Below are 26,891 nucleotides of genomic sequence, written 5' to 3'. Positions count from 1 at the left end.
CCCGGCGAATTACCATTGGGACCCGCATGGATTTCCCCAACTCCAACCCGGTCCAACTGATTCGTGCATCAGAGGAATGAGCCAAGTCTGTGGCAAGGCTGAAAAAGAAAGGGCCGGACAAGTCCGGCCCTTGGTGATCATATTTTCGTGATGGGGTATCACGCTGCCTTCTCGAGGGCCCATTTGCGGAGAATTTTCGCGGCACGCTCTTCGGAGATTTCCACCATGCGGGCAAGGCGTTTTTCCGGGCCTTCCTTGACACGTCGGTTGAACCCGTCGCCCTCGTCGCCGCCAAGCATATCGCCCGCGCTGTCGAACCCGAAGTCCGAACCGAAGCCATCCATAAGTGCGGGACCGCCTCCGACCGGAGAGAAGTCCGGCAGTTCGAGACCTGCCCCTTCGGTGGCCGCCTCGCCTGCAACTCCGTTGCCGCTGACGGTGCGGATGAGCGGGCGGAGGCCGAGCCAGACCACCAGGAAGGCAACTCCCACGAAGGCCAGCGAGTTGATGATGCCGCCGATGTTGCGGGTCAGCACATCCATCAGGCCGGGACCGTCTGCGGCCTCTTCGAGCAGCTGGTTCTCGAGGAAGTCCATCGCAGTCAACGTGACCACGTCGCCGCGGTTGGAACTGATACCAGCGGCCGACGAGACGATCTTCTGCATTTCGGCAAGATAGGCATCGATCTTCGCCTGGTCGACCGGCTCGCCGACCATCTTGGCGATCCGGCCCTTGTTGACCACCACCGCAACCGAGACCTTTTCGATCTGATAGCTGTTGCGCGTCGTGGCCGTAGTCTTCTGGTTGATCTCGTAGTTGGTCTGCTCTTCCTTCTTGTCGGACTGGTCGGAAGATTGCGGACCGTTGGCGCCACCTGGCTCCGGCGCCGCCTGAGGAACGTTCTGTTCGACGGTAGTTGCGTTATCGTTCTGGGTCTGCTGAGACTTCGAAACTTCCTTGGTGGTGCGCACCGAACGCTCGACGCGCGAATTCGGATCGAAGACTGTCTCCTGGACCTGTTGGCTGTCCGTATTGAGAGAAGCCGTTACGCTTGAACGGAAGTTGTCCATTCCGAGGAACGGCGCGAGCGCCTTGTCGATATTATTTTCGATTTCCTGCTGAACATTTTGAATGATGCTCAGCGATTTGTTCATCTCGCTGCCGCCGAAATCGTCGCCGGAAGCAAGCAGCTGGCCGGTCGAATCGAGGATTGTGACATCGTCGACATCAAGGCCGGGAACGGCCGATGCCACGAGGTGACGAATGGACGATGCGGCCTTGCGGCCGGCCGTCGTACTGGCGCGGATCATCACCGACGCGGACGGCTTTTGCTCGCCCCTGCGGAAATTGCCGACATCCGGCATCACGATATGAACACGCGCGGCGGAGACGCCGCTGATTTGCTGGATCGACCGGCCGATTTCGCCCTCGAGTGCCCGGACCCGCGTTACTTCCTGCATGAAGGAGGTCAGGCCGAGGGAGCCGACATTGTCGAAAAGCTCGTAACCGGCATTCGTGCTGTTGGGAAGCCCCCGTTCGGCAAGCAGAAGGCGAGCCTTGCTTGTGGTACCCACCGGAACCTGAATGCTCGATCCATCGCCGCCGACTTCGAAGTCCATGTTCGCTTCAGCCAGCGCCATGGTGACCTGGTTCAGGTCGGCAGTGTCCAGATTGACGTAGAGGGACTCATAGGAGGGCTTGTTTACAAAGATGGCCGCGGCAAGGACGATTGCAATCGAGACAACGCCGACGGCACCCAGAGCAATAAGTCGCGTCTGGCCCAGATTGGCCAGATTTTTAAAGACTTGTGAAAATTGAGCCAACAGATTCATTCTGTTCCCACACCGCCAAACAAGGAAATAGAGCTTTCGCTCAAGCCGACCCTAGGAGGCGAAGCTTGTGCGAGCGTTTCGCAGGCGATGGGAATGAAAATTGCAGGCGGAAGGGTGAACCGCTTCGGTGTGAGGGGCCGAAACAGGCCGTTAGAAGAAGTCGAAGTCGCCTGCGGCCTTGCTCAGGGGCTGGGAATGGCCGTGGCGCATACCGTTCGCCAGAGCCTTCTGCATGTCGGCCAGCTTGACGAGGCTGATCGCGGTCGAGACATCGACGGTCCAGCTTTCCGGAATGGTGCCGGTAATCGTATCGATAAATTCGGCAATACCGCGCGTCTTCTGCACGGCCAGATCGATGCCCTGCAATACTTTGATGCTGTCGGGAGATTCCAGGATGGCCATGCCTCCAAGTTCCAGCAGCTGGGGCTCGATGCGTTCGATCAGATAGGCGACGTCGTGAAGCTCCGACACCAGCCGCATCAAAATCTCGGGTAGCGCCTCCTCCAAGGGAGCGCCTGGCGGCTTCGCGTTGTCGGTCATATTGTTCCTCGTGCCTAAAAGAATTCGATCGAACTTTCGACGGGCTTCGGCGCCGCACGAGCCGGGCGCATCTCAAGTGCCACGGTCCGTTGAGCCTCGGCGCCGGTCAGCGGATACTGACGTGCCCGCCCGCTGATGGGCCAGTATTCCAACTTGCGCCCGTGCTCCCCTCCGGTGGAAGAGCCAACAACCGGAATCCCTTCATCCTTGAGAAACTGCATCGCGAATGCTGCATTCTGTTCGCCGACGTTCGAAAAGCTCGCTATCGTCTTTGCGCCACCGAATATTTTTGCTTCCAGCCGGTCGCGTCGCGCCCCCTGCTTGAGGAGACCGTTGATCAGGAGCTCCATCAGATGCACGCCATACCGAGTGGCATCGCCGCCCGATGCCATGGCGCCACCCGAACCGGGAAGCAGGAAATGGTTCATGCCGCCGACGCCGGCGACAGGATCACGAAGACATGCAGCCACGCATGAGCCCAATATCGTCGAAAGTACGACATTCGGATCGTTTACGACCTTGTACTCCCCCTGAATGATATGGACACGCTTGGCCGCAATGGCATCGTTCATTTCAATGCTCCAAACACGGCCTCGATGGCGGCCTTCATCTTCTCGATCGTGAACGGTTTGGCGAGGACGTTGTTTGCCCCGAGTTGGGCTGCCCTCTGCACCAGTGCGCGATCGCCTTGAGCGGTCAAAATGATAAAGGCTGCTTTTTTCGTGTTCGGATTGCTGCGGACGGCTTGCAGGAAGCCGATGCCATCCATCTTCGGCATGTTGAAGTCCGAAATCACGAGATGGTGCGGCTGCTCGGCCATGATCTTCATACCCTGCTCACCGTCACCGGCCGCAGTGATCTGCTTGAAGCCGAGCTGTGTCAGGGCGTCGCTGAGCAGCAGGCGGCTGGTCACCTGATCGTCAACGATCAGAACTTTAATTTTTTCAGCGAGAGACATTATTCGGTACCTTCTTTTCGGGCGGCTGTTAACTTCAACACTTCTTCTCCTATGGAGCCTAACGGCAGCTGTTGCTCGACGGCCCCGATTTCATGGGCGACCCTCGGCATGCCGTAGACCACACAGGTCTTTTCGTTCTGTCCGACCGTGCGCGCGCCCGCATTGCGCATCTTCAGCAGACCGGCAGCTCCGTCGCGTCCCATGCCTGTCAGGATAACCCCGACCGCATTGCGGCCTGCCAGATCGGCAACCGAGTCGAAGAGGACATCCACGGAAGGCCTGTGGCCATTCACCGGATCTCTTTCGACCAGTCGACAACATGGCGCCGACGGATTGGCTACCTGCAGGTGCCGGTCACCACCGGGCGCGAGATAGATCTTGCCGATCTCCAGCCGCGCGCCATCGGTCGCTTCCTGCACCACAGGAGCACAGATACGATTAAGACGTTCAGCAAAACTTTTGGTAAACGTCGAAGGCATATGTTGAGTAATAACGGTCGGCGGGCAGTTCTGCGGGAACTTTTGTAGGACCGTAATGAGCGCCTCTACACCACCAGTTGACGAACCGATCGCCACAACCTTTCGTCCGACCCGATATTCGGTCGCCGGGGTCACCGCCGGGGACGGCGCGGCTGCGCTCCGGCGATGACCGGACCGGGCAGCGGCCTTCACCTTTTCGGCGAGATCCATGAAAGGACGGGAATCTCCAGGGCTCGGCTTGCCGACACAGTCGAATGCGCCGATCTCCAGCGCGGCAAGCGTTGCGTTGGCACCCTGATGCGTCATGGCAGAAACCATGATCACCGGCATCGGCCGCAATCGCATGATCTTCTCGAGGAATTCCAGCCCGTTCATATTGGGCATCTCGATATCCAGGGTCACGACGTCCGGATTGAGCTGTTTGATCGCCGCACGCGCTTCCAGTGCATCACCGGCCTGGCCAACGACATTGACCTCGGGATCGGAATTGAGAACCGCGGTGATCAAACCGCGCATGGTGGGCGAGTCGTCAACGACGAGAACGCGAGCCGGAGCGCTCATGCTTTCCTCCCTGCGTTCTTGCCGACATACCGATAGGTGGTGATGCCAATGTTATCGAACAGGTTTTTCGCCTCGCCGGAAACCCGTTCGGAGTGACCGATATAAAGGTGACCGCCATCGCAGAGCTGCGAAGCGAAGCGCGACCAGATCTTCATCTGCGTCGGCTCATCGAAATAAATGACGACGTTGCGGCAGAAGATGACGTCGAAACTTCCCTTGAAAGGCCACTGCGCCATCAGGTTCAATTCGTTGAAGGTGATAAGCTTCTTGACCTTGTCGTCGATCTGCAGCTTGCGTCTGCCGCCTGCGTCAACCTCGCGAAACCACTGCTTGCGCATGGCCGGCGTCATGGTTTCCGTGGCGTTTTCGTCGTAGATGCCGGCTCGGGCGGCAGCCAGGATCTTGGGGTCGATATCGGTCGCAAGAATCCGGAAATCGTAGTCCACGGCGTTCGGCAAAAGCGACAATACCGTCAGCGCGATGGAATAGGGCTCCTGACCGTCGGAACAGGCTGCCGACCAGATGCGCACACGACCGCCGGTCTTGGCCCGGTTGATAAGCCCCGGCAGGACTTCGTCACGCAGGTGCTCGAAATGATGGTTCTCGCGGAAGAAGCGCGTGAAGTTGGTCGTCAGATGCGAAAGCATCTCGCGGCGCGCCGCCGCACCTTCCGGCGATGCTACAAGCTCACAATAGTCCCTGAACCCGCGCAATCCCAATGCACGTATGTGCTTGGACAAACGAGAGTAGACGAGCGACGCCTTGGAATCGTTGAGATAGATACCTGCATCCGAATAGATCATCGCCGCAATGTCGGACAGGTCGCGGCGCGTCAGTGGATATTCTCCACTGGCCAGCACCTCGTCCGGTGACTGTCGGCTTTCAATGGCCCCCAAAGGCTTCATGCAGCTTCGCTTTCCTTTTCCGGGAAAAGGGCATCCAGCTCGATCATGCAGATCATCCGCTTGTCGATGGCAAGAATTCCCCGGGCATATTGTTTCTCCAGATCGGACGAAATTTCCGGAACCGGCTGGATATTCTCCTCGGTGATCGTAAGGATATCGGAAACTGCCTCAACAAGCAGGCCGACGACGCGGCTCTTGACCTGCGCCACGATGATCACGTGGCGCGCCGTTGGCTCTGCTTCCTGCATCCCGAGACGAGCCGACAGATCGACGATCGGCAGAACCGCGCCGCGCAGGTTGATGACGCCCAAAACATAAGCCGGCGCATGCGGCATCGGCGTGGCTGGCGTCCAACCCCGGATTTCCCGGACGGACATGATGTTCACGCAGAATTCCTGATCACCGATACGGAAGGCGATCAGCTCCCGGCTTCCCTGGACAAGGTTTTTCACGGCGTACGACATACCAATTAACCCGTGGCTGCAAGTGACATTTCAGGCTTCAGTGACTGGCCGCGCGAGGCCGAAACGACCGCATCGACGTCAAGGATCAGGGCGACGCGGCCATCACCGAGGATGGTGGCGGCGGCAATACCTGGAACATGGGTATAGTTCGCTTCGAGCGACTTGATGACAACCTGACGCTGGCCCTGAATGGCGTCGACCATCAAAGCACGCTGGCCGCCACCTTCCGATTCCACCAGTAGCGCGACACCTTCGACCGGATTGGCCTGGGTGGCGCGATAATTGAGGACGCGGCCCACATCGACCAGCGGGCAGAAGGAATTGCGGATCGAGATCAGCCGTTGGTTGGCGCCGAACGAGTGGATGGCGGAGGCTTCGGGCTGCAGGGTTTCGACGATCGCCGTCAGCGGAACGACGAGCGTCTGGCCGGCAACTGTCACCACCATGCCGTCGAGAACGGCGAGCGTCAGCGGCAGGCTCATCGTGAAGGTCGAGCCGTACCCCGGGCGCGACGAGATCGAGATACGACCACCGAGCGCCTGGATCGACCGTTTGACGACATCCATGCCGACGCCGCGGCCGGAAATGTCGGAGATCTTGTCGGCAGTCGAGAAGCCGGCCATGAAGATCAGGTTGTCGATTTCGTCGTCCGTGAGGTTGGCGTCGGCGGCGATGATATCGTTGTCGATCGCCTTCTGGCGGACGCGCTCGCGGTTGATGCCAGCGCCGTCGTCGGCAAGCTCGATCAGGATGCGGCCGGAACGATGCTTCGCGGTGAGCTTGATCGTGCCTTCCGGGTTCTTGCCGGCAGCTTCGCGTTTTTCAGGCGATTCGATGCCGTGGTCGACGGCATTGCGGATCATGTGGGTCAGCGGCTCGGCAAGCTTATCGATGACCGTCTTGTCGACTTCGGTGTTTTCACCCTCGGTGACCAGGCGGATCTGCTTGCCGACCATGTCGGCCACTTCGCGGACGATACGCGACATGCGCTGGAAGACCGGCTTTACCGGCTGTGCGCGGATCGCCATGACCGAGTCCTGGATCTCGCGGGTAAGCTGCTGCAGCTCTTCGAGGCCCATGTTGACGGCCGACGTGCCGGTCGCATCGTTTTCGATAACGCTCTGAGAGAGCATGGCCTGGTTGATGACAAGCTCGCCGACGAGGTTAATGAGGCGGTCGACGCGATCGAGATCGACGCGGATCGTCTGGCCGGCTGAAGCGGCTGCGGCAGCCGCATTGTTCTGCGCCGCTGCTGCGGCGGCGGCGGCAGCCGATTCCTTCCGTTCCGCAGCGCGAGCGGCAGCACCGGCGGCCTTCGTAACGCTGGCCGCGGTTTCGGCGGCCGATACGGCTTCGGCAACGGTCTGATCGGAGCTCTGTTCGGACTGCTTGTCCCCATCCTCGCCGGAGGTGTCATCGTCAAGGATCGAGAGATCGAAGGGCACCGGCTTCATCGGCTGGTCTTCATCCGATGAAGCCCCGTCGGCGAATTTCACCTCGAGATCGCAATCCCATTCGGCAAATTCAAAAACGATGCGGATATCGTCTTCGCTCTTGGTGGTTTTTACGGAAATCTTCCAGCTGAAATAGGACTCTTCCGGGTCCATCTTGTCGAGGTCCGGCAAGGCGTCCGTGTCGCAGGCAATGCTCATCTCGCCGACACGGGAGAGATCGCGCAGCAGGAGCGCTGCTTCATTGCCCTTGGAATAGAGCTCGCGGCGTGGCTTGAAGAGGACTTCGTAAGTTGAGCCTTCAATTACCGGCTCCTCTTCCTCACCGAAACCCTCGAATGTGAAGGGGATCGGCTGAAAGCCGCTGTCGTCGGTAGGCTTCGGCGTTTCCACCTTCGGCGCAGCGGCAGCAGCCGGGGCCGGTTTCGGCGCGTCATGAGCCGCATTTGACGGCATCTCGCCATGCGCCAGGGCTTCCAGCTCCTTGACGAGGCCGCGCGTCCTGGATTCGTCCACACTGCCGCCATCACGGGACGCGCTGACCAGATCGGCGAGCACGTCGGCAGACTTAAGCATGACCTTCAGCACGTCCTGGCCGGGTTCCAGCTTGCCTGAACGGACGCAGTCGAGGGTCGTCTCGAAAACATGGGCAAAAGCGACTAGGTCATCGAGACCGAAGGCACCCGCTCCGCCCTTGATGGAATGAACGGCACGGAAAACGGCATTCACCGTCTCGGGGTCACGATCCCCGTCGTTCAGCTTGAGAAGACCCGACTCCAGTTCAGCGAGCTGCTCTTCGCATTCCTGAAAGAAGATCTCTTTGATTTCGTTCATATCCATCGGAGGAATTCCTGGCTCAGGCAGTTACACGCTCGATCGCATCAATCAGTTTGGCTGGATCGAAGGGCTTGACGATCCAACCCGTCGCGCCGGCCTGCCGGGCGCGGTTCTTCTTTTCCGCGTCGCTTTCGGTTGTCAGGACGAGGATCGGCACGGCGCGATATTTTTCGTTGCGACGAACGCCTTCGATAAAGCCGAAACCGTCGAGGCGCGGCATATTGATATCGGTGACGATGACGTCCGGGTTGGCATCTTCCAGGACTTCGAGGCCTTCGACACCGTCTTCGGCCTGGATGGTTTCAAAGCCTGCATTGTTCAGGGTCACCAGAAGCATGTTCCGGATGGTCCGTGAATCGTCCACCGTGAGTACTTTTTTCTTCATTGCTAGATCTCCTTAGCAACCAAATTATCGATATTGATGCCGATCAGCTGCATCGTCTTCTCAAATGCGTCCGAAGCCTTTTCCACGACGAAGGACTTCTTGTCTTTTTCCCAGGCACGAGCGCCTGCGACCAGGACCTGCGCACATTGCACGCCGACCCGATCGACGTCCGAGGCGTCGAGCACAATGTCGCTGCCGCGCATGGAGATCAGCTTGCCGTGCAGAACCGATGCCTCGTTGAGGTCCAGCACCGCGGCCAGCTTCAAATTCTCCGGTCCAGCCTTCTTTGCTGCCATCAGCTTAATCCTTGTCGTTTTTGAAGGAGATGTTCTCGCTCGCCCGGGCCTTCGTCCGGCGCCCCGGCGATCGCGACGAGCGCCGGTGGATTGCGTGGGGCTGCAGGCCGACGTGTCTCCGCATAGCGGTTCTGCCGTTCGATCCGAAACTCCCGGACCGTGCGGCCGAGTTCCAGGATCACGGTGTGCAGATCATCCGCCCCTTCGCCTGCCTGAAATGCTAGATTGCCGTTTGCGGCGACGCTCTCGCTCACCGATCCGACTTCGGCGGTCAGACGGTCGAGGCCCTGGGCCTGATCACCCGTTTCCCGCGCGATCCCGGCAATCACGTCGTTGATCGCCGAGACCTGGCGCACGATGCCGCCGATCGCATCCTGCGTGCGATGAACCATTTCGACACCTGCATCGACCTGCGACTTCGTGCCGTTGACGAGCGTCTTGATTTCGCGGGCGGCCTCTGCGGAGCGCTGCGCAAGAGCGCGCACTTCCTGCGCGACGACAGCAAAGCCGCGACCGCTGTCGCCGGCCCGCGCCGCCTCGATGCCGGCATTCAGAGCAAGCAGATTAGTCTGGAACGCAATGTCGTCGATTACCCCGATAATCTGGCCGATCTTTTCGGCGGAGCTTTCGATATCTGCCATGGCGGTGATGGCGCGGCCGACGACCTCACCGCTTGCCTCGACCGAACGGCGCGTCTCGGCCGCGGCCTTTTCGGCGGCAACCGTTTCCGCAGCACTCCCCTTGACCTTGACCGCTATGTCGGTCAGCGCCCGCGTCGCATCCTTAAGACGCACCGCCTGCTGTTCGGAAGCCGCGGCAAAGGACTGTACGCCTTCGGACAGCGATTGCGCGATGGCACCCGCTTTCTGCCCGTAGTGGTCCGATTCTTCTACCGAGTTGCGGAGGCCGGCGATCGCCTGATTCAAGAGATCGGCCAGCTCGCGATAGGCTTCCGGGACGTCGGCGGGAAGGCAGGCCGTGAGGTCGCGGTCGGCAAGCGCCCTGATCACTTCGGAGAAGGTCTCGATCGCCTGCGCGTGATCGGCCTCCCGCTGTTCGGCAAGGGCCCGCTGATGCTTCTGACGCAACTCGTTGAAACGGAGCGAGACAGCGATCTCGACATCCACCATGACGAGGCGGGTGATGGCACCGACAAGATCGAGAAGCTCCTGTTCGCGCTTGCGCCCGCCGGGCAGCAGCGATTTTGGAGCCAGGTCGGCGATCGCGCCTGCAATGAGGTGCTCCAGCATGACCCCGTGACCGGCGACATGCCAGCGCGGGTCCAGACCCATGCGGCTTTCCGTGTCGGAAAGGACCTTTACCCGTTCGGCGTACAGCGCATCGAAGCGAGCGTCCGTCAGGACACCCCAGTGGGATGCCTGAAGATCATGGAGCCGCTCGATCTGCTGTTCGCTGTCGAAATTCCGGGCGGCTTCGGGAAAGGATTGGAATCGATGAAACAGGTCGCGCAGACCGGTCTTGAGGTGGCGCTCCATCTGCGGGCGGCAACGGCGCAGCAGATCGCGCAGTTCGCCGTCGAGGCCGGCAAATGCCAGTCTCTCGCCCAGGCTGCCCGCCTGGTTCCGTCGCGCCTGATCCGATGGCGTTTCCTGCACCAAAACCATCCCCAAATTCGTCAAAGCCAACCCGGAGGATTGGCGGCATGCGGCTCCTGTCGGCCAGGCGCCAGAGATGAATCGGAGATGCTTGCCGGTACGGATCAATATCCGCCGGGCATGGGCAACGCGGCCACCGCAGGCTTTCCTGGATTTTCATGAGCGGATACCGGATTGTCACCGGTACGGCTTTGCGGCTTCATGCCTGGTGAGAGACCGCAGTCATCCCATTTCGCCGTGGTTTCCAATTTGTATGGTTAATTCCTTGCCTGAAGGTTAATAGGGGCAGGAGAGCACCAGTTTTAGCTCAATAAGAGACACAATACCCGCATGACGCGCATCTCTCGCGGAATGCACCGCAAAAGCTCTTTTATCAGTTCATGGCCTCGATATCGGCCAGCCCGCGGAGACCCGCCTTGTTGCCCATATCTGCCAACGCCTGGAAAATACGGCGGGCATCGCCAAGCCTGCCGAGATTCATATGCGCATATGCTCGCAGCGCCATCAGATCCGTCTGTTCGGGGGCAATCTGCGCCCGCTGATCGAGTACAAGCAGAGCCTCGCGGTAGCGTCCGAGCTTGAAGGCGTTGAGCGCCCGGTCCGCCAGAATGGCAGTCTGAAGCTCAACCGCTCGTTCGTTCGCCTGTGGTGCGGTGGCGGCAGCGACAGAGGCCTGGTCGGTCAGGCCTACCCGCAGATATGCCAGACTCTTGCCATAGGCAGCGTCGGAGCGCACCGTCTCCGACGAACTCGCATCGGCCGCGTCGAAAGCTTTTGCTGCCTCCAGGGGCCTATTGATGTCCATGAGACACCAGCCCCTCGCAAGCGCTGCTTCCGGCGACATGCGGCGCGGATCCTGAGTTGTCCAGCATTGCCCCCTAACCGCCGTGCCCTGAACGCGAGCGACCCTTCGCGTTGCAGGCATGTCGGCACGCGTCTCACGGGTCTCTACCCGCGTCGTTCGGGAAGTGCTTTCGCGCGAAACTTGAGATTGCTCTGGAGCGGATCGCCGGACCGGCGCTTGCTGTTCCGATCCGTCGGTTTCCGCGACCTCACCCAGTCTTGCGATGCGCTCCGATCGGCCGGCCCAATCCCGCTGGATCTGCGCAGTGCCGGGCTTGTCCCCAAGATCATTGCGCGTCAACGCCAGGCCATAAGCCGAGGGTTCGTCGTCCGGCTTCCAGGAGAGAGCCGCGTGAAACCACTCGGCGGCCGTTTCGAGCTGCCGCATCGCGCGGGCATACCAGCCGAACTGCTGGGCGGCAGCAGGATTGCGGGAGGTGATGACCACCGGCGCCATGCGCTGCAGGACCTCCTGCTGCAATACCGGAGGAGGATCGAGAGCCAGCAGATTGGCAACCGCCGCCAGATAGGCATCCTTGGCCCCGGGTGAGGACTCGCGCCAGCGATAGAGCACCGATTCCGCCTCGACGGGCGAATTCTGCGCGATCAACGTCAGTGCCAGACCTTCAGCGGCGGATGCCGTTTCCTCTTTGGCAAAGGCCCTGCGGAACCAGCGTTCGGCCCCGCCCAGGTTATCGCGCCGGTAGAAATACCAGCCGAGCAGCAATGCATCGGATGCCAGGTCGGCGGTTTCGGCCTGACGTTCAAGGCGGGTAAGGTATTTTTCCGGGACGACCAGCTTCGGATCGTCATTGCCCTGGGCGACAAGGCGGCGGGCGATATCATCGCGTAACGGCTCGAATTCCGGCTTGCCATCCGATGAGACACGCTCTTTTGCAAGCACCTCCTCCAGCATATCGGCCGGCAGCAACTCGCTCGCCTTCTGAGCGGTCGCATAACGTTCGGAGGCATTGTCGCAGTTTTCGAGAATATAGAGATAGGCGTCGCGCGCCCTGCCGTCTTTCTCCGTCTTGGCAAAGGCTTCGGCCACACGCCAGAGAACGTCAACCTCGCTGCAGGTCAGCAGGCTTGAGTTTTCAGCCGCGGTCCGGATCACCGCATCGAAGCTTTTGGCATCCGATGCCACAACGAGAGCAGCACGCGCCTCGGCGAGTTTCAGGCGGTCCAACAAATCCACCGGCGGCTGCCACTCGGGTTCCGCAGCCTGGCGGTCGGAAATTGCCTTACGCACGTCCGCATAACGGGATTGGGCATAGAGCTGCCACATGTTCTCAAGCTGACGGTCGGTCGTAACCCGCGCGGCCAGAGGATCGGCAGGCGGGGTCCAGTCCGGATAGAGCGCTCTCAACCGGGAGATTTCGGCCTGCAGACGAGCGTTGTCTCCGCGCGCAGCAAAATATCTGAGTGCGCTTTCGTCGACCTCCGGCCGGTTCTCTACAGGTCGAGTATCTGCAGAGGGATCCGGCTCGGAACGCGAAGCAGGCGGTAGGGGATTGGCCGGAGCCTGAGCGACAACGACCGGAGACGAATCCGGCCGCACTTCACCTGGGCGCTTCGGCTGAATGAGTTGGGCAACGATTCGCTCCGTCTTGGCAGCGAAGGTCGTGGCCGGCGGCGGTCCCGTTTCGTCCTGCACCGGATTCGGCGTCACCGAACTCGTCAAAGTGTCCGGATCGACCACCGCAGGACGATTGAGGCCAAGGGCTCCCACGGCCACAGCGCCCAGGATCGTCAATGCAATGAGCGAAAACCGCATAGCCACTCCGCGATCGTCCACAATCTCCGTCAGCGCCTCATGCGGACGAACTTCGGCTCCCTGCGCCAATAATTCCAAAGGAATGAACGGATATGGTTAACGAACAATTTAGATTTAGCTCATCAAATGCCTGAGTCGGCTCTTTGAAGGCTGATGCGCAGGGATGAGTTTGCGTATCGACCTCCTGGAACGACTCAGCGGACGATGTACGTCTGCCATTTGCGATATTGCTCGGCATGACGGAAAAGCAATGAATGGGAAACAGAAAATGACCGGCCTCGGCTCTCTGAGAGCGGCGATTCTGAGCTTCCTGCTGCCGCTCGTTGCTGTCGGCTGCGCGGGGCAGCCGGTGCAGACCGGTACGTTTGCGCGAAATCTTTCCAGCGAACAGGCCATGGCGCTACCCCCTCCCGGCGGGCCGGCGATCGTGAGCGTCGTCGAAAGGCGCTTTGACAATGCCGTGGAACAGGACGTTTTCCTTGCCACTTCCGCCCTCACGCCGGGCCAGAATTCAATCAAGGCGCAGTTCTTCGGCACAACCAGCCCCTTCAAGCTCAGCGACAACAAGCTGACTTCCACGCCGGTCACGGAGGCCGGCATCGCATCCGAGATGCGCCGCGCACTGCCGGGCATCCGCATGGCGCGGTCCTCGTTCTTTGTCCAGAACAACTACGGTCCCTTCGGCTACGCCTTCGGACGAGGCGCCCGCAGCGACCTTTGCATGTACGCCTGGCAACAGATCCGCTCGCCGTCGGGAACTATCTCACCGCTTGCGAATTACGGTTCGATCCAGATCCGCCTCAGGCTTTGCCAGGCGGGCGGAACTGAGGAACAGCTTCTCGCGGTGATGTACAACTATACGATTGTCGGCTCCGTAGATGCCGGCGGGTGGAACCCCTATGGCGAGCCAAGATCCGTCCCGTCCTCTCTCGGCGGCGTCGGCGCGCCGATCTATCCGCGACCGGCAAGCTCCGAGCCGATCGTTCCGATCATACAGCCGAGGACGACCACATATACGAGCTCCGCACCCGTCACCCTGCCACAAGCTCAGTCTGTGACTCGGAAAACAGGTTCCGTCGTGTCGGCTTCGGCAGTATCGGTGCCAGGTCCTGCATCTGCAGGAAGTCGACCGAACAGTGTTTCCACGCCGGCCGTATCAAACGCCATCCCGGCGCCGCTTGTGCCTTCGCCTTCCGCTGCGATGGGAGCGCGGGAGGTAACCATACCACCGCCTTCCTGCACCGACATGACGAGCGGAGCCGCCAATGCATGCCGATAAACCGCACGCGACACACCGACTGCCGACCGTTTTTTCCGACCGCTGGAGATAGCCACCCATGCGGATGATCCTGTCTGCTGTCGTCTGGGCGCTTGCAAGTGCGCTGATCATCGTCCTGGTAACCCTGCCGATCAATACGCGCACGCAGCTCATTACCAGCCTGCTGGTGGTCGGAGTGATGATGGTGATCCGGGCGCTGAAAGCCGAGGGCCAGTGGCGCCTCGTTGCGCTTGCCTTCGGTACGGCGATGGTCTTCCGTTATGTCTATTGGCGCACGACGAGCACTCTGCCGCCTGTCAACCAGCTCGAGAATTTCATCCCCGGCCTGCTCGTCTATCTTGCTGAGATGTACAGCGTGCTGATGTTGGGTCTCAGCCTCTTCGTCGTCTCGATGCCGCTGCCCCCTCGCCCGCCCTATGAACGGAAGGGCCGAGAGTTGCCCACCGTCGATGTCTTCGTACCGACCTATAACGAGGACGAAGAACTGCTCGCCAATACGCTTGCCGCGGCCCGTAATATGGATTATCCGCCGGAGAAGTTCACGGTCTGGCTGCTTGACGATGGCGGCACCGTGCAAAAACGCACGTCCGGCAAGATTGCCGAAGCCCATGCCGCAGAGACACGCCATCGCGTGCTGCAACAGCTTTGCGAAGAGCTCGGAGTCCGCTACCTGACCCGCGAGCGCAACGAGCACGCAAAGGCAGGCAATCTCAACAACGGCCTCCAACATTCGACGGGAGCGCTCATAGCCGTCTTCGATGCCGACCATGCGCCCGCTCGCGATTTCCTGCTCGAAACCGTCGGCTATTTCGACGAGGATCCGAAGCTCTTCCTCGTCCAGACGCCGCACTTTTTTCTGAACCCCGATCCGATCGAGCGCAATCTACGCACGTTCGAAAAAATGCCGAGCGAGAACGAGATGTTCTACGGCGTCATCCAGCGTGGGCTCGACAAATGGAACGCCGCGTTCTTCTGTGGCTCGGCAGCCGTTCTAAGCCGGAAGGCGCTCGAAGTTTCCAAGGGATTCAGCGGCGTCAGCATCACCGAAGACTGCGAAACGGCGCTCGACCTGCACGGTCTCGGCTGGCACAGCATCTATGTCGATCGGCCGCTGATCGCCGGCTTGCAGCCGGCCACTTTCGCGAGCTTTATCGGCCAGCGCAGCCGTTGGGCGCAAGGCATGATGCAGATCCTGCGTTTCCGCTTTCCGCCTCTGAAGCGTGGGCTCTCCATCCCGCAGCGCCTTTGCTACATGTCCTCCACGCTTTTCTGGCTATTTCCCTTCCCGCGGACCGTCTTCCTCTTCGCGCCGCTCTTCTATCTCTTTTTCGACCTTCAGATATTCACCTCTTCAGGCAGCGAGTTCATGGTCTATTCGCTTGCCTATATCGTCGTAAACCTGATGATGCAGAACTATCTCTACGGATCGTTTCGCTGGCCCTGGATTTCCGAGCTCTATGAATATGTGCAGACCGTGCATCTTCTGCCGGCTGTCGTGTCGGTCATACTCAATCCGCGAAAGCCCACCTTCAAGGTCACCGCCAAGGATGAATCGGTGTCCGCCAGCCGCCTGTCGGAGATCAGCCGCCCCTTCTTCGTCATCTTCTTCGTCTTGCTCGTCGCCTTCGGCATCAGCGTCTATCGCATCTATACCGAACCCTACAAAGCCGATGTGACGTTGGTGGTCGGCGGCTGGAACGTGCTGAACATCATTTTCGCCGGCTGTGCGCTCGGTGTGGTGTCCGAGCGCGGCGAACGCCAGGCTTCGCGGCGGGTCAAGGTGAGCCGGCGCTGTGAACTGGGCGTCGACGGCCGCTGGTTTGCCGCCACCATCGAGGACGTTTCCGCTCATGGCGCGGCCCTTCAGATCTATGCCGAGGGCTTCAAGGACCTGGCAGTCGGCAAGGCAGCCAAACTGCGTTTCCAGCCCTACAGCGACATGCCGGTCAGCGAACTGCCGATCGAAATCCGCCATTTCAGCACGGCTGGTGACGTTACCTCGGCCGGTTGCCGCTACATGCCGCAAAAGCCCGCGGATCACCGCCTTATCGCAGACCTGATCTTCGCCAATTCGACGCAATGGACGCAGTTTCAGATATCGCGCCGGCGCAATCCGGGATTGATCTGGGGCTCTCTCTGGTTCCTGGGTCTTGCGGCCTACCAGACAGTGCGCGGTCTTTCCTACCTATTCCGCAACACCGCCCACGATACGGCTGCAAGCGTGCGAAAGTAGGAGAGCGTCATGAAGAGAACCCTCATGTTCGCGCTTCTTCTTGCTGCTGCAGGTATCGCCTCGGCCCAAAGTCCGGCTCCCTTCGACATGAATCAGGAACGGGGGCCGGAACGTCTTCCGTCAGCCCCTCCCGTCACCACTCCCGGTGCACGACCGTTATCTCCAGCTCCACCTGTCAGCGGTGATGCGCGTATTCCCGCCGCCGGGCAACCCACTCCGGCCCGGCCGCCCTCCGCATCGTCGGAGCTTGCTGCGCGCCGCTATCTCGTGCCCGACAGGACATTGCAGCTGCGCGGCGAAGGCGAACAACGCTCCTGGTCGATCTATCTCACGCCGGATCAGGCAGCCGCGCCGGCCAAGCTCCACGTCGGCTACCAGAACTCCATTGTGGTGGCGCCGGAAACATCGCGTCTGGCCGTTGTCATCAATGACATGCCTATCCACAATGACCAGATTTCCTCCCCGGAAGGCTATCGCGACCGCGTGATCGACATCCCCGCCGGAACGTTGAAGGCCGGGTCCAATATCATTCGCTTTCGCGCCGACCAACGCCATCGTACCGATTGCACGATCGAGTCGACATTCGAACTCTGGACAGAGATCGACCCGCAACGAACGTTCCTCGCTTTTGACGCTCCGAATGCGGGCCGGTTTTCGCGTCTGGACGACATCCGCGCCGTGGGTGTCGACAACAAAGGCAATACTCGCTTCCGCTTGATCGTACCCGCGCTCGATCAGCTGGGCGCAACGGACGTATTGATGCGGCTCTCCCAGGGGCTGGCGTTGATGAGCGGTATGCCGAACCAGTCCTTTACCTTCGAAAAGACGCCAAGCGCCCCGCCGCAGCCGGGAGAACTCGCGATCTTCGTCGGCACCCATGACGAGTTGAAACCGATACTCCCGACACTGCCGGACTCGACCAGAAACGGCGGCGCGGCAAACTTCCTCGACTATCCCGGCGCGGCCGGTGTTTCGACATTCGTCATTTCCGGCCCAGGCTGGCCGGCAATCGAAGGGCTGGTGAACAGCCTGATTTCCTCCACGAACGGCGCGGCGACCCAAAGGCGCGAGACACTCGCCACCCAATCCTGGCACGGAATAGACACACCCTTCCTTTACTCCAATGCCGTTGCCGACTTCACCCGCCTCGGCATCGAAAGCCAGGAGTTTTCGGGCCGCCTCTTCCGCACCCGCTTCACGGTCGGCGTTCCCTCGGATTTCTATGCAAATGCCTATGGCGAAGGTCGCATCCTGCTCGATGCCGCCTATACGTCCGAGGTTCAACCGGGCAGCCATATCGACGTATTCGTCAACGGCAACATCGCTTCGACCGTACCAATCACCTCCGACCGAGGCGGCGTATTTCGACATCTCCCGATCAAGATGACGCTTCGGCACTTCAGGCCCGGCGTCAATACGATCACCATCGAAGCGGCGCTCCTGACCCCGCAGGATGCGGTCTGCGCACCCGGCATGCCTGCCGATCCCAAGGCGCGTTTTGCGCTCTTCGGCAGTTCGCAGTTTCATATGCCGAATTTTGCCCGCATCGCCCAGGTCCCCAACCTCGCTGCCACCGCAGGAACGGGATTCCCGTATCGGACCAGTCCGCCGCCCGTTTCCCTGTTTTTAGGCCGCATCGACGAACAGACACTCGCCGCAGCCGCTACTTTCCTCGGCAAGATGGCCGAGGCCGCGCAATACGTCATCCCTGTCGACGTCACCACATCGGCAGCGCGGGTTTCCGGCGTCAATGCCCTGTTCGTCGGCGCCATATCCGAATTTCCGGCAAATGTGCTGGCCCAGCTGAAGATCGACCAGGACAGCCGCAGCAACTGGACGCGCTCGGGCTCCTCCCCAAAGACCGGCGGCGACCAGTCCCTGACGCTGCAGGACTGGCAGCAGCGTTCCGGAACGAATTTCTTTGCACGCCAGTTCTCGACAATCGGCGACTGGGCAAAGGAGAATTTCGACCTTTCGCTTGCAATGCTGCGTTTCGCGCCCGCGACCGAAGAATTCTACAAACCGCCACCGACAGCGCGGCTGATCGTCGCCCAGCAAAGCGATCCGACAGAACTCGGCACCTGGACCGCGGTCATCTCGCCCGATACGGATTTGCTGGCCGAGGGGATGCGCAATTTTTCCACGCGCACCGAATGGGACAAGCTCAAGGGGCGCATCACGGTCTACGAAGGCGCGGACAAGGAACCAAGCGAGGTGCCTGTCGGCCAATTCCGCTTCAGCCCGACGCAACCGTTCTCCTTCGAGAACGCCCGGCTGATCGCAGCGAACTGGCTTTCGGACAACATCATGTCCTATGCGCTGCTTCTGGGGGCGGGCAGCGTCTTGCTCGGCCTCGCGACCGGTGGCCTGCTTTCCCTGCTCGGCCGCGATAAATGAGCAGTTCTACGGAGCCGGGACGCCCCGGCCGACAAACCTCTTGCTGACATAAGGCGAGCCGGAAAGGCCAAAACGCCAGGGTTGGTCGACCGCCTGCGAAATGCCGATCCGCCGCCCTGTGACGATCAACGGCGGTACCTGCGGAGGGCTGAAAGCGAAGGGCGGGCCGAAAAGCGACAGCCCGTTGTGTTCTATCGTTATCCCCAGAGCCTGGCAGACCCGTCCCGGCCCTGCGCAGAGCAGCAAGGGATCCGCCCTTCCGCGCCTTTTCTCCATTTCAGCCAGACCACGGACTGGCTGCAGCGCCCTGACCAGCACTGCACTGCCCGGGCGGCATACGAAATTCAGGCACCAGTGAATTCCGTAGGAGCGATAGACATAGGCATGGCCGGGCGCCCCGAACATCACCGAGTTCCGCGGCGTCGGGCCGCGAAAGCTGTGCGATGCGGGATCATCAGGCTCGTAAGCCTCGGTCTCGACGATGATCCCGCCGAGGCCCGACACATCGAGTTCGACGCCGATCAAATCACGCGCCACCTCTATCGAATTTCTGTCGAAGAACTGCTGATCCAAGGATATGTCCTGCGCATATCGTCCGGCATTGATAAATGCGCTCGCAGCGACTTGTCTTCGACTGCTAGCGGACGCCAAACAAAATGCATTGCCGAACTTTTCGGGAATAATGGTGCCCGGAGGCGGATTTGAACCACCGACACGCGGATTTTCAATCCGCTGCTCTACCAACTGAGCTATCCGGGCATCGAGGCCATTCAGCCTTCCGGCCGAGGCCGGCGGGGGTAACTCCCCCGGAAGCGAGCGGGGTTATAACATCTTGTTCGGCCATGTCCAGCACCACAGCCCACTTTTTTGACAGCTTTGCGAAATTCCGAATTTCATCAATAAAAACAGCATAGGCCTGGATCGGCTGACTGCCGCGGCGTCTGCCGGGTTAGCGATTTCATCAAAGCGATAAAAAGTTCGCCGGATCCTCGGTTCGGGCCTGCTGAAATTCGGTCCGGGAAAAGTTCTTGAAACCGGGTCTGCCGGTTCTGCTCACTCGCGTTCGTCGGAACCGTCTGCCTTGGTCTCGTCTTCCGCCACGGGGATAGCATAGGAGCCGGTCAGCCACCGTGACAGGTCGAGCGTTCGGCATCGGTCCGAGCAGAATGGATAGTGCTCGCGTGAAGATGCCTTTCCGCATTCGGGGCAAGGTCTGGTTTTTCTCAGCGGCTCGACCTTGCCGCCGGTCTTGATGGGTTCGGATGCCATAGTTTCGAAGCACTCCATTTCTTGGGGGACACCGGCGGCGGAGGCTGCACCGGCTTCCTCTCAGGCTTCCGGCCAGGCGGCAGCCACGTCGAAGCCTTCGCCGGAAAGCAAGCTCGTCACCTCATAAAGCGGCAGCCCGACGACATTGCTGTAGGAGCCGACGAGCTTCTGAACGAAGGTGCCGGCGACCCCCTGGATCGCGTAGGCGCCAGCCTTGCCGCGCCATTGTCCCGACGCGATATAGTTTTCGATCTCGCGGCTGGAAAGCCGCTTGAAGCGCACTTTGGTCTGCACGACCTTCTGACGGAACTGGCCCCCAGGCGTCACCAGGCAGATCCCGGTGTAGACCCAGTGGCCGCGCCCGGAAAGCAGGTGCAGGGCGGCGGAGGCCTCTTCCGTATATTCCGTCTTCTCCAGAATGCGGCGCCCCACGGCGACGACCGTATCGGCGGAAAGAATATAGCTGTGCCGCCAGTTGGGATCGCCGTTCACCGCCGCAAACGCTGCCTCGGCTTTCTCTGTTGAAAGCCGGCGCGCAAGCGATCGGGGATGTTCGGACTTCTTCGGCGTCTCGTCGATATCCATCGGCATAAGCCGCGCAGGCGCCAGACCGGCCTGATTCAGAAGGTCGAGACGGCGCGGAGAACCGGAGGCCAGTATCAGCTTTTGTTCCAGCGCCATGGGTGCCCGCTGCAAAGGATGTGGTTACTTGAAGCGGTAGGTGATGCGGCCCTTGGTGAGGTCGTAGGGCGTCATTTCGACAAGCACCTTATCGCCCGCCAGGACACGGATGCGGTTCTTGCGCATGCGACCAGCCGTGTGGGCAATGATCTCGTGCTCGTTTTCAAGCTTCACGCGAAACGTCGCATTCGGCAGCAGTTCGGTAACGACGCCCGGGAATTCAAGGACTTCTTCTTTGGCCATCTAAAGGGTTTCTTCCTGTTTTTGAATCGAAAGCGGGGGAGCCTTTTCCGCCCGCCCGAAAATGTGCGCGGAAACTACACAATCATGTCCGCTTTGTGAACCTCGCTTGAGAGCGATTCTGAATGTCTTTCAGGCCGTCTCTGCCGAGCGCCGGTTCAAGCCCGAAAGTCGCTGCTCAATCAGGCGCCAGAGATGGTCGCGAACCTCACGATAAGCGTCGAGCGTCTGGTCACGGGTTCCCGTCGCTGCTGTGGGGTCCATGGTCGGCCAATAAACCACATCAACAGCATTGGAACGGGTCAGTTCCAGCGCCGAATGATGGGCTTCCGGCGTGAGCGTCACGATGAGATCGAAAAAATCATCTTCAAGTTCATCGAGTGTGCGGGGCTGATGCCGGCCGATCGACAGGCCGACTTCTTCCAACACGGCATCCACGAAGGGATCGCGTTCGCCGGCGCGCACACCGGCGGACTGGATGTAGATATCGTGCGGCAGGAGCCGTTTTGCAATGGCTTCCGCCATTGGCGAGCGGATGGAATTGAACCCGCACATGAAAAGGATGGCGCCCGGCCGCTTGCTTTTCGTCTCGGGCGTGGGAGCGGTTGCCATGCTCAGCCGCGCCAATAGAGAACGCAGACCAGGGTAAAGAGCCGCCTTGCCGTATCGAAATCGACACGGATCTTGCCGTCCAGACGATCCATCAGCGTCTGGGAGCCTTCGTTGTGGATACCGCGGCGGCCCATGTCGATCGCCTCGATCCGGCTCGGCGTGGAGGAGCGGATCGCCTCATAATAGCTTTCGCAGATCATGAAGTAATCCTTGATGATCCGCCTGAAGGGCGTCAACGAGAGGATATGGGTCGCGACGGCCTCGCCGGCTTCCGTGGCAATGCCGAGCACCAGCTTGGAATCCACGAGCGAGAGCTTGAGCTTGTAAGGGCCGCCGGCATGACCGATGGGTTCGAATGAATTTTCTTCGACGAGATCGAAGATGGCGACCGCCCGCTCGTGCTCGACATCAGGGGTCGACCGCCCGATCGAGGCGTCGAGTTCGACATCGGAGAGCCGGAAGTCCCCCTGGCCCATGCTCACCCTCCGTCATTCAGGCGAATGGCGACGGAGCGCGCATGGGCATCGAGCCCCTCGGAATGGGCGAGCGTGATCGCCGCAGGTGCCAGCTGACGCAACTGGTCCGGGCCAAGGCGCAGGATCGAGGTGCGTTTGACGAAGTCCAGCACCGAAAGCCCCGAGGAGAAGCGGGCCGAACGGGCGGTCGGAAGCACGTGGTTGGAACCGCCAACATAGTCGCCGATGACTTCAGGCGTATGGCGCCCGATGAAGATCGCGCCGGCATTGCGGATCCCCGGCATCAGCGCTTCCGGATCCGCGACCGCCAGTTCCAGATGTTCGGCCGCGATACGGTTGGCGAGCGGCAGAGCGGACTGCAGGTCCGGCACCAGGATGACGGCGCCGAAATCGCGCCAGCTCGCAGCAGCGGTTGCGGAGCGGGAAAGCATTTTCAGCTGGCGTTCGACCGCGGCCTCCACTGCCTGACCGAAATCGCGATCGTCGGTGATCAGGATGGACTGGGCTCCTGCGTCGTGCTCGGCTTGAGCGAGCAGATCGGCCGCAAGCCAATCCGGATCGTTTTCCTTGTCGGCAATAACGAGGACTTCGGAGGGACCAGCGATCATGTCGATGCCGACAGTTCCGAAGACGTGTCGCTTGGCGGCGGCGACATAGGCATTTCCAGGCCCGACGATCTTTGCGACCGGGGCAATGGTTTGCGTGCCATAAGCAAGAGCTGCCACGGCCTGAGCTCCGCCGATCCGGTAGATTTCCGTCACGCCGGCAATGCGGGCCGCAGCCAGCACGGCTGGATTGACTTTGCCGCCGCTCGTCGGAACAACCATGACGACACGCGGTACACCGGCAACCCTTGCAGGGACGGCATTCATCAGCACCGAACTCGGATAACTTGCGGTGCCGCCGGGCACGTACAAGCCGACCGCTTCAATCGCGGTCCAGCGGGAGCCGAGACCGACGCCGAGTGCATCCTCATAGATATCGTCCTTCGGCATCTGCCGCGCGTGATGCCTTTCGATCCGCTCGGCCGCGAACTTCAACGCATCCATGACCTTCGGATCGGTCTCGGCAACCGCGGCGTCGATATCCGCTTTGCTTACCCGGATACCCGCCTTGGCGAGGTCTATGCCCTCGAAGCGGGCAGAATAATCGATGAGCGCTGCATCGCCCCGGGCGCGCACATCGTCGATGATGGCGCGCACCACGGCATTGACGTCCTCCGACACCTCGCGCTTGGTGGAGAGAAAGGCGGAGAATTTCGCCTCAAAATCCTGCGATGCCTGCTCCAGCCAGATTGCCAAGCGGATATTCCTTCAACTCAAGATGACGTTCTATCACGGTCGGGGCGGTCCCGGTCAGGGATGTCGGGGCCTGGATGCCGTTTCCCACGCGCCGCCGATATCCGCAAGAGCAACTTCGATGCATTCGACATCAAGCGCAATCGTGGCCTTGCCGGAGAGGACAAGTTCCACCGTTCCTTCCGGGCCGTCGCCCTTCTGCGTGAAGGTCACCGCAAGCAGCGACAGCACGTCGTCCTTCCTGTTGCGGTCGATGCCGCTGGAGCGGACCGCTTCCACACGCTTCAAGACGAGGGCCGAGCGGCGACGCTCGAAGCCCTTTCGCCTTTTGCCGGTCTCTTCCCAGACGAACCGGTTGGCCGCCAGCGAAAAGTTCTTTTCGGAAGGCGACCAGCGGACATCGCCCACCTTGAACACCGCATCCTGCATATGAGCGGAAATTATCCCCAGATCATCCGTATCCAGGGCCAGCAACTTGAGTTCGGTCATCGCGTTCGACTATCCATCCTGAGACGCGGTTCCGCGCCAATGTTCCTAAATCCGAAATAGGATGCCGAGAGCGCGGACGCAACTCCAGGCTAGGCCGGAAAATCCGCCGAAAGGCTGGTTTCCTTCCAGCGGTCGATCTGGGCAAGCCGCTCCTTCAACTTGTCAGTGACCGCGGTGTAGGCAATCGCACCCAGCACCAGATGGCGCGGCGCCTCATCGGCTTGGGTTGCGGCGATCATCGCCTCGCCGGCCCGGACCGGGTCGCCGGGCTGCTTTCCGCTATATCCGGCGGTGGAACTCATGCGCGCGCCGGCCGTCTCGGCATAGTCGGCGATGCGGCTCGGCGTCTGTTTCAGCGAACGGCCCGCCCAGTCGGTGCGGAAAGGGCCAGGTTCGACTCCGATTACCTTGATGCCGAGCGGCGCGACCTCAAGGCGCAGGCTGTCCGAAAACCCTTCGACGGCGTGCTTGGTCGCCGCGTAGTAGCCCGAGCCTGGCAAGCCCATAAAACCGGCCATGGAGGTGATGTTGATGATATGCCCGCTGCGGCGGGCGCGCATGCCCGGCAACACCGCCCGCGTCATGGCAAAAAGACCGAAGACGTTTGCGTCGAACATGGCACGGATCTCATCCTCCTCGCCCTCCTCGATCGCTGCCTGGTAGCCATAGCCGGCATTGTTTACCAACACGTCTATGCGGCCGAATCTCTCTTCCGCGGCTTTCGCGGCAGCATGGACCTGACCGCTGTCAGTCACATCCAGATCGAGCGCCAGGACATTGTCCCTGCCTTGGGCGAGATCGGCGACCCTTGCTTTGTCGCGGGCAGTCACAACCGTCGGCCAGCCGCGGTCGAGCGTGAGCTTGGCGAGTTCGCGGCCGAAGCCGGTGGAGCAGCCGGTGATGAACCAGACGGGATTGGAAACTTCAGCCATGGGGAATCTCCGCGATATACCGGATCAGGATTGTGAAGCGGGAGGCAAAGGTGGAATGCCTGCGGCAGATAGGAATACAAAAAAGAACGGCAAGGGCAATGCCCCTGCCGTTCCCGCGAAATCCGAATTTCAAAAACTGTCAGTCGCTGACGCGCTGAACCGTCGCGCCGCAACGGGTGAGCTTTTCTTCAAGCCGCTCGAAGCCGCGGTCGAGGTGATAGACGCGGCTCACCATCGTCTCGCCCTCGGCTGCCAGGCCGGCAATTACCAGAGAAACGGAGGCACGCAGGTCCGTCGCCATCACCGGAGCACCCTTGAGGCGCGAAACGCCTTCCACTCTCGCCGTCTGACCAGACAGTGAAATTCTGGCGCCGAGGCGGGCCAATTCCTGCACGTGCATGAAGCGATTTTCGAAAATGGTCTCGGTGATGTTGGAGACGCCGGAGGACCGGGTCATCAGCGCCATGAACTGCGCCTGCAGGTCGGTTGGAAAGCCCGGAAAGGGTTCCGTGGTGATATCGACCGGCTGGATGCCGTTTCCGTTGCGAACCACCCGGATGCCGTTTCCGGTTTCGGTGATCTGCGCGCCGGCCATCCGCAAGGTATCGAGAGCGCCCTGGAGCAGCGAAGCATCCGTGCCTTCCAGCGTCACGTCCCCGCCGGTCATGGCGACCGCCATGGCATAGGTGCCTGTCTCGATGCGATCCGGCAAAACGCGGTGGCGTGCGCCCGACAGCGACGTCACGCCTTCGATGGTGATGGTTTTCGTGCCGGCGCCGGAAATCTTGGCACCCATCGCCGTCAGGCACTTTGCCAGGTCAACGATTTCCGGCTCACGCGCAGCATTTTCGATCACGGTGGTGCCCTTAGCCAGCGTCGCCGCCATCAGCATCACATGCGTCGCGCCGACGGAAACCTTCGGAAAGACATAACGGCCGCCGACGAGCCCGCCCTTCGGCGCGCTGACATTGACGTAACCGCCGTCGATCTCGATCTCGGCTCCGAGCGCCTGCAGTGCCTCCAGGAAAAGGTCGACGGGACGGGTGCCGATGGCACAACCGCCGGGCAGCGATACACGCGCCCTGCCCTCACGGGCAACGAGCGGACCAATCACCCAGAAGCTCGCACGCATCTTGGAAACCAACTCGTAGGGAGCAGTGGTGTCAACGATCGTGCGGCAGGTAAAATTGACGGTGCGGGAATAGCCTTCTTCCTGACGTTCACGGCGACCGTTCACTGCAATATCGACGCCATGATTGCCGAGAATGCGCATCAGGAGCTCGACGTCGGCGAGATGCGGGACATTTTCGAGCGTCAGCGTGTCACTCGTCAGAAGCGATGCGATCATCAATGGCAGGGCCGCATTCTTCGCTCCGGAAATCTGAATGGTCCCCCTCAGTTCATTGCCGCCGACGATTCTGATGCGATCCATGCGTTGTCACTCTTTCTTGTGCGAGCGCGAAAGGACGCGTCCTTAGACGAAATCCGCCGCTACTTCAATGATTGCTAAATTTGGCCCACCGTCAGGTTCGGTATAGATCAGGATGATTCGTCCGTTTTTGCGGCAGGCAATCCATGTGCGGTATCGGCTTCGCCGGCGCGCCGGGAGCGAGCCTGACTCTTGCGCCGCATCAGGTTCTCGCGGAGCTTCGCCGCGGCGCGGGCCTTGCGCTCGGCCTCCCTCGCAGCCGCAGCCGCGCGTGCACGCGCGCCCCGCGTCTCATTCGCCTTTCCCGTTTGCGAGTGCTGATCTTCTTCTTCGGTCATGATTTTCCATAGCGAAAAAGCCGCGCCGGCGAAAGCCGCGGCGATGTTTTCCTCATTCGGGCACAAGAACTTCGAATTTGCGGCTTGCGCTACCGATGAACCTATGGCAATAGGCCCCTCGCCGACGACGCGGACATTTCGCGCCGGCCAAATGCTGCTATAGCTCAGGGGTAGAGCACTCCCTTGGTAAGGGAGAGGCCGAGAGTTCAAATCTCTCTAGCAGCACCACTATTTCCCCCTGAAAATGCTGAACATTCTGGTTCTCAAGGATTTC

26 protein-coding genes and 2 tRNA genes are annotated in these 26,891 nt (G+C 60.7%); 4 read left to right on the top strand and 24 right to left on the bottom strand.

Going from position 1 to position 26,891, the window contains the following annotated elements:
- Positions 1–158: 158 nt before the first annotated feature.
- The 12 genes from fliF to EDE09_RS01645 all read right to left on the bottom strand — a co-directional run bounded on the left by fliF (position 159) and on the right by EDE09_RS01645 (position 12,944).
- Positions 159–1,832, bottom strand: a complete 1,674-nt coding sequence (gene fliF, locus EDE09_RS01700) for a flagellar basal-body MS-ring/collar protein FliF (RefSeq protein WP_105370631.1) — start codon at positions 1,830–1,832, stop codon at positions 159–161.
- 150 nt (positions 1,833–1,982) lie between these two features.
- Positions 1,983–2,372: a hypothetical protein gene (locus tag EDE09_RS01695; RefSeq protein ID WP_105370630.1), complete on the bottom strand. Its 390-nt coding sequence runs from the start codon at positions 2,370–2,372 to the stop codon at positions 1,983–1,985.
- A gap of 14 nt (positions 2,373–2,386) precedes the next feature.
- Positions 2,387–2,944: a chemoreceptor glutamine deamidase CheD gene (gene cheD / locus EDE09_RS01690; protein WP_105370629.1), complete on the bottom strand. Its 558-nt coding sequence runs from the start codon at positions 2,942–2,944 to the stop codon at positions 2,387–2,389.
- Positions 2,941–3,330 (bottom strand): response regulator, encoded by a 390-nt coding sequence (locus tag EDE09_RS01685; protein WP_105370628.1) that lies wholly within the window; start codon positions 3,328–3,330, stop codon positions 2,941–2,943. The genes cheD and EDE09_RS01685 overlap by 4 nt, the downstream gene beginning before the upstream one ends.
- Entirely contained in the window at positions 3,330–4,370 is a 1,041-nt protein-coding gene (cheB, locus tag EDE09_RS01680) for a protein-glutamate O-methylesterase CheB (protein ID WP_105370627.1), read from the bottom strand. Before cheB ends, EDE09_RS01685 begins: the two co-directional genes overlap by 1 nt.
- Positions 4,367–5,275, bottom strand: a complete 909-nt coding sequence (gene cheR, locus EDE09_RS01675; RefSeq protein ID WP_105370626.1) for a protein-glutamate O-methyltransferase CheR — start codon at positions 5,273–5,275, stop codon at positions 4,367–4,369. The genes cheB and cheR overlap by 4 nt, the downstream gene beginning before the upstream one ends.
- Positions 5,272–5,739 carry a chemotaxis protein CheW gene (locus tag EDE09_RS01670; protein WP_105370625.1) on the bottom strand — a complete coding sequence of 156 codons (468 nt, stop codon included), beginning with the start codon at positions 5,737–5,739 and terminating at the stop codon, positions 5,272–5,274. Before EDE09_RS01670 ends, cheR begins: the two co-directional genes overlap by 4 nt.
- A 5-nt stretch (positions 5,740–5,744) precedes the next feature.
- Entirely contained in the window at positions 5,745–8,030 is a 2,286-nt protein-coding gene (locus EDE09_RS01665) for a chemotaxis protein CheA (protein ID WP_132408551.1), read from the bottom strand.
- A gap of 16 nt (positions 8,031–8,046) precedes the next feature.
- Complete coding sequence (cheY1, locus tag EDE09_RS01660) at positions 8,047–8,412, bottom strand: chemotaxis response regulator CheY1 (RefSeq protein ID WP_105370623.1); 366 nt, start codon at positions 8,410–8,412, stop codon at positions 8,047–8,049.
- A gap of 2 nt (positions 8,413–8,414) precedes the next feature.
- Entirely contained in the window at positions 8,415–8,708 is a 294-nt protein-coding gene (locus EDE09_RS01655; RefSeq protein WP_105370622.1) for an STAS domain-containing protein, read from the bottom strand.
- Positions 8,708–10,327: a globin-coupled sensor protein gene (locus EDE09_RS01650; protein ID WP_112797509.1), complete on the bottom strand. Its 1,620-nt coding sequence runs from the start codon at positions 10,325–10,327 to the stop codon at positions 8,708–8,710. Before EDE09_RS01650 ends, EDE09_RS01655 begins: the two co-directional genes overlap by 1 nt.
- Positions 10,328–10,697: 370 nt before the next feature.
- Positions 10,698–12,944, bottom strand: a complete 2,247-nt coding sequence (locus EDE09_RS01645) for a cellulose synthase (RefSeq protein WP_112797276.1) — start codon at positions 12,942–12,944, stop codon at positions 10,698–10,700.
- Between the two features lie 268 nt (positions 12,945–13,212).
- On the opposite strand from EDE09_RS01645, the gene bcsN reads away from it, so the two are divergent.
- From bcsN to EDE09_RS01630, 3 genes are read left to right on the top strand one after another with little or no spacing between them, the layout of a single operon-like run.
- Positions 13,213–14,223, top strand: a complete 1,011-nt coding sequence (gene bcsN, locus EDE09_RS01640; protein WP_165924091.1) for a cellulose biosynthesis protein BcsN — start codon at positions 13,213–13,215, stop codon at positions 14,221–14,223.
- A 58-nt stretch (positions 14,224–14,281) separates the two neighbouring features.
- Positions 14,282–16,456 carry a UDP-forming cellulose synthase catalytic subunit gene (bcsA, locus tag EDE09_RS01635; protein ID WP_105370619.1) on the top strand — a complete coding sequence of 725 codons (2,175 nt, stop codon included), beginning with the start codon at positions 14,282–14,284 and terminating at the stop codon, positions 16,454–16,456.
- A 9-nt stretch (positions 16,457–16,465) separates the two neighbouring features.
- Positions 16,466–18,853 (top strand): cellulose biosynthesis cyclic di-GMP-binding regulatory protein BcsB, encoded by a 2,388-nt coding sequence (locus tag EDE09_RS01630; RefSeq protein ID WP_132408547.1) that lies wholly within the window; start codon positions 16,466–16,468, stop codon positions 18,851–18,853.
- 6 nt (positions 18,854–18,859) lie between these two features.
- Here the strand turns inward: EDE09_RS01630 and EDE09_RS01625 are convergent, their stop codons facing one another.
- From EDE09_RS01625 to EDE09_RS01570, 12 genes are all read right to left on the bottom strand, one after another.
- Positions 18,860–19,426, bottom strand: coding sequence for a DNA-3-methyladenine glycosylase (locus EDE09_RS01625; RefSeq protein ID WP_162712261.1), 567 nt, complete (start codon positions 19,424–19,426; stop codon positions 18,860–18,862).
- Between the two features lie 110 nt (positions 19,427–19,536).
- Positions 19,537–19,612 (bottom strand) — tRNA-Phe (locus EDE09_RS01620).
- Positions 19,613–19,906: 294 nt separating this feature from the next.
- Positions 19,907–20,122: a DNA gyrase inhibitor YacG gene (yacG, locus tag EDE09_RS01615; RefSeq protein ID WP_105370731.1), complete on the bottom strand. Its 216-nt coding sequence runs from the start codon at positions 20,120–20,122 to the stop codon at positions 19,907–19,909.
- A gap of 60 nt (positions 20,123–20,182) precedes the next feature.
- Positions 20,183–20,803, bottom strand: a complete 621-nt coding sequence (locus tag EDE09_RS01610) for a Maf-like protein (RefSeq protein ID WP_105370601.1) — start codon at positions 20,801–20,803, stop codon at positions 20,183–20,185.
- Between the two features lie 24 nt (positions 20,804–20,827).
- Positions 20,828–21,046, bottom strand: a complete 219-nt coding sequence (gene infA, locus EDE09_RS01605) for a translation initiation factor IF-1 (protein ID WP_004435948.1) — start codon at positions 21,044–21,046, stop codon at positions 20,828–20,830.
- A 129-nt stretch (positions 21,047–21,175) separates the two neighbouring features.
- A complete protein-coding gene (locus EDE09_RS01600; protein WP_105370600.1) occupies positions 21,176–21,655 on the bottom strand; it encodes a low molecular weight phosphatase family protein in 480 nt (159 codons plus the stop codon).
- A 2-nt stretch (positions 21,656–21,657) separates the two neighbouring features.
- Positions 21,658–22,131, bottom strand: a complete 474-nt coding sequence (locus tag EDE09_RS01595) for a UPF0262 family protein (RefSeq protein WP_105370599.1) — start codon at positions 22,129–22,131, stop codon at positions 21,658–21,660.
- Between the two features lie 2 nt (positions 22,132–22,133).
- Positions 22,134–23,432 (bottom strand): histidinol dehydrogenase, encoded by a 1,299-nt coding sequence (hisD, locus tag EDE09_RS01590; RefSeq protein ID WP_132408545.1) that lies wholly within the window; start codon positions 23,430–23,432, stop codon positions 22,134–22,136.
- Between the two features lie 54 nt (positions 23,433–23,486).
- Positions 23,487–23,918, bottom strand: a complete 432-nt coding sequence (locus EDE09_RS01585) for a DUF2948 family protein (protein WP_132408543.1) — start codon at positions 23,916–23,918, stop codon at positions 23,487–23,489.
- 89 nt (positions 23,919–24,007) lie between these two features.
- A complete protein-coding gene (locus EDE09_RS01580) occupies positions 24,008–24,850 on the bottom strand; it encodes an oxidoreductase (RefSeq protein ID WP_132408541.1) in 843 nt (280 codons plus the stop codon).
- A 139-nt stretch (positions 24,851–24,989) separates the two neighbouring features.
- On the bottom strand, positions 24,990–26,282 hold the full coding sequence (murA, locus tag EDE09_RS01575) for a UDP-N-acetylglucosamine 1-carboxyvinyltransferase (RefSeq protein WP_132408539.1): 1,293 nt from the start codon (positions 26,280–26,282) through the stop codon (positions 24,990–24,992).
- A gap of 107 nt (positions 26,283–26,389) precedes the next feature.
- Positions 26,390–26,617, bottom strand: coding sequence for a hypothetical protein (locus EDE09_RS01570; RefSeq protein WP_105370730.1), 228 nt, complete (start codon positions 26,615–26,617; stop codon positions 26,390–26,392).
- A gap of 153 nt (positions 26,618–26,770) precedes the next feature.
- Here EDE09_RS01570 and EDE09_RS01565 point away from each other — a divergent pair.
- Positions 26,771–26,845, top strand: a tRNA-Thr gene (locus tag EDE09_RS01565).
- Positions 26,846–26,891 lie beyond the last annotated feature (46 nt).

The organism is Neorhizobium sp. S3-V5DH (assembly GCF_004343065.1).
GTDB lineage: Bacteria > Pseudomonadota > Alphaproteobacteria > Rhizobiales > Rhizobiaceae > Neorhizobium > Neorhizobium huautlense.
The sequence above is the reverse complement of the archived record's forward strand: the minus strand, read 5'-3'. Positions and strand labels throughout refer to the sequence as shown.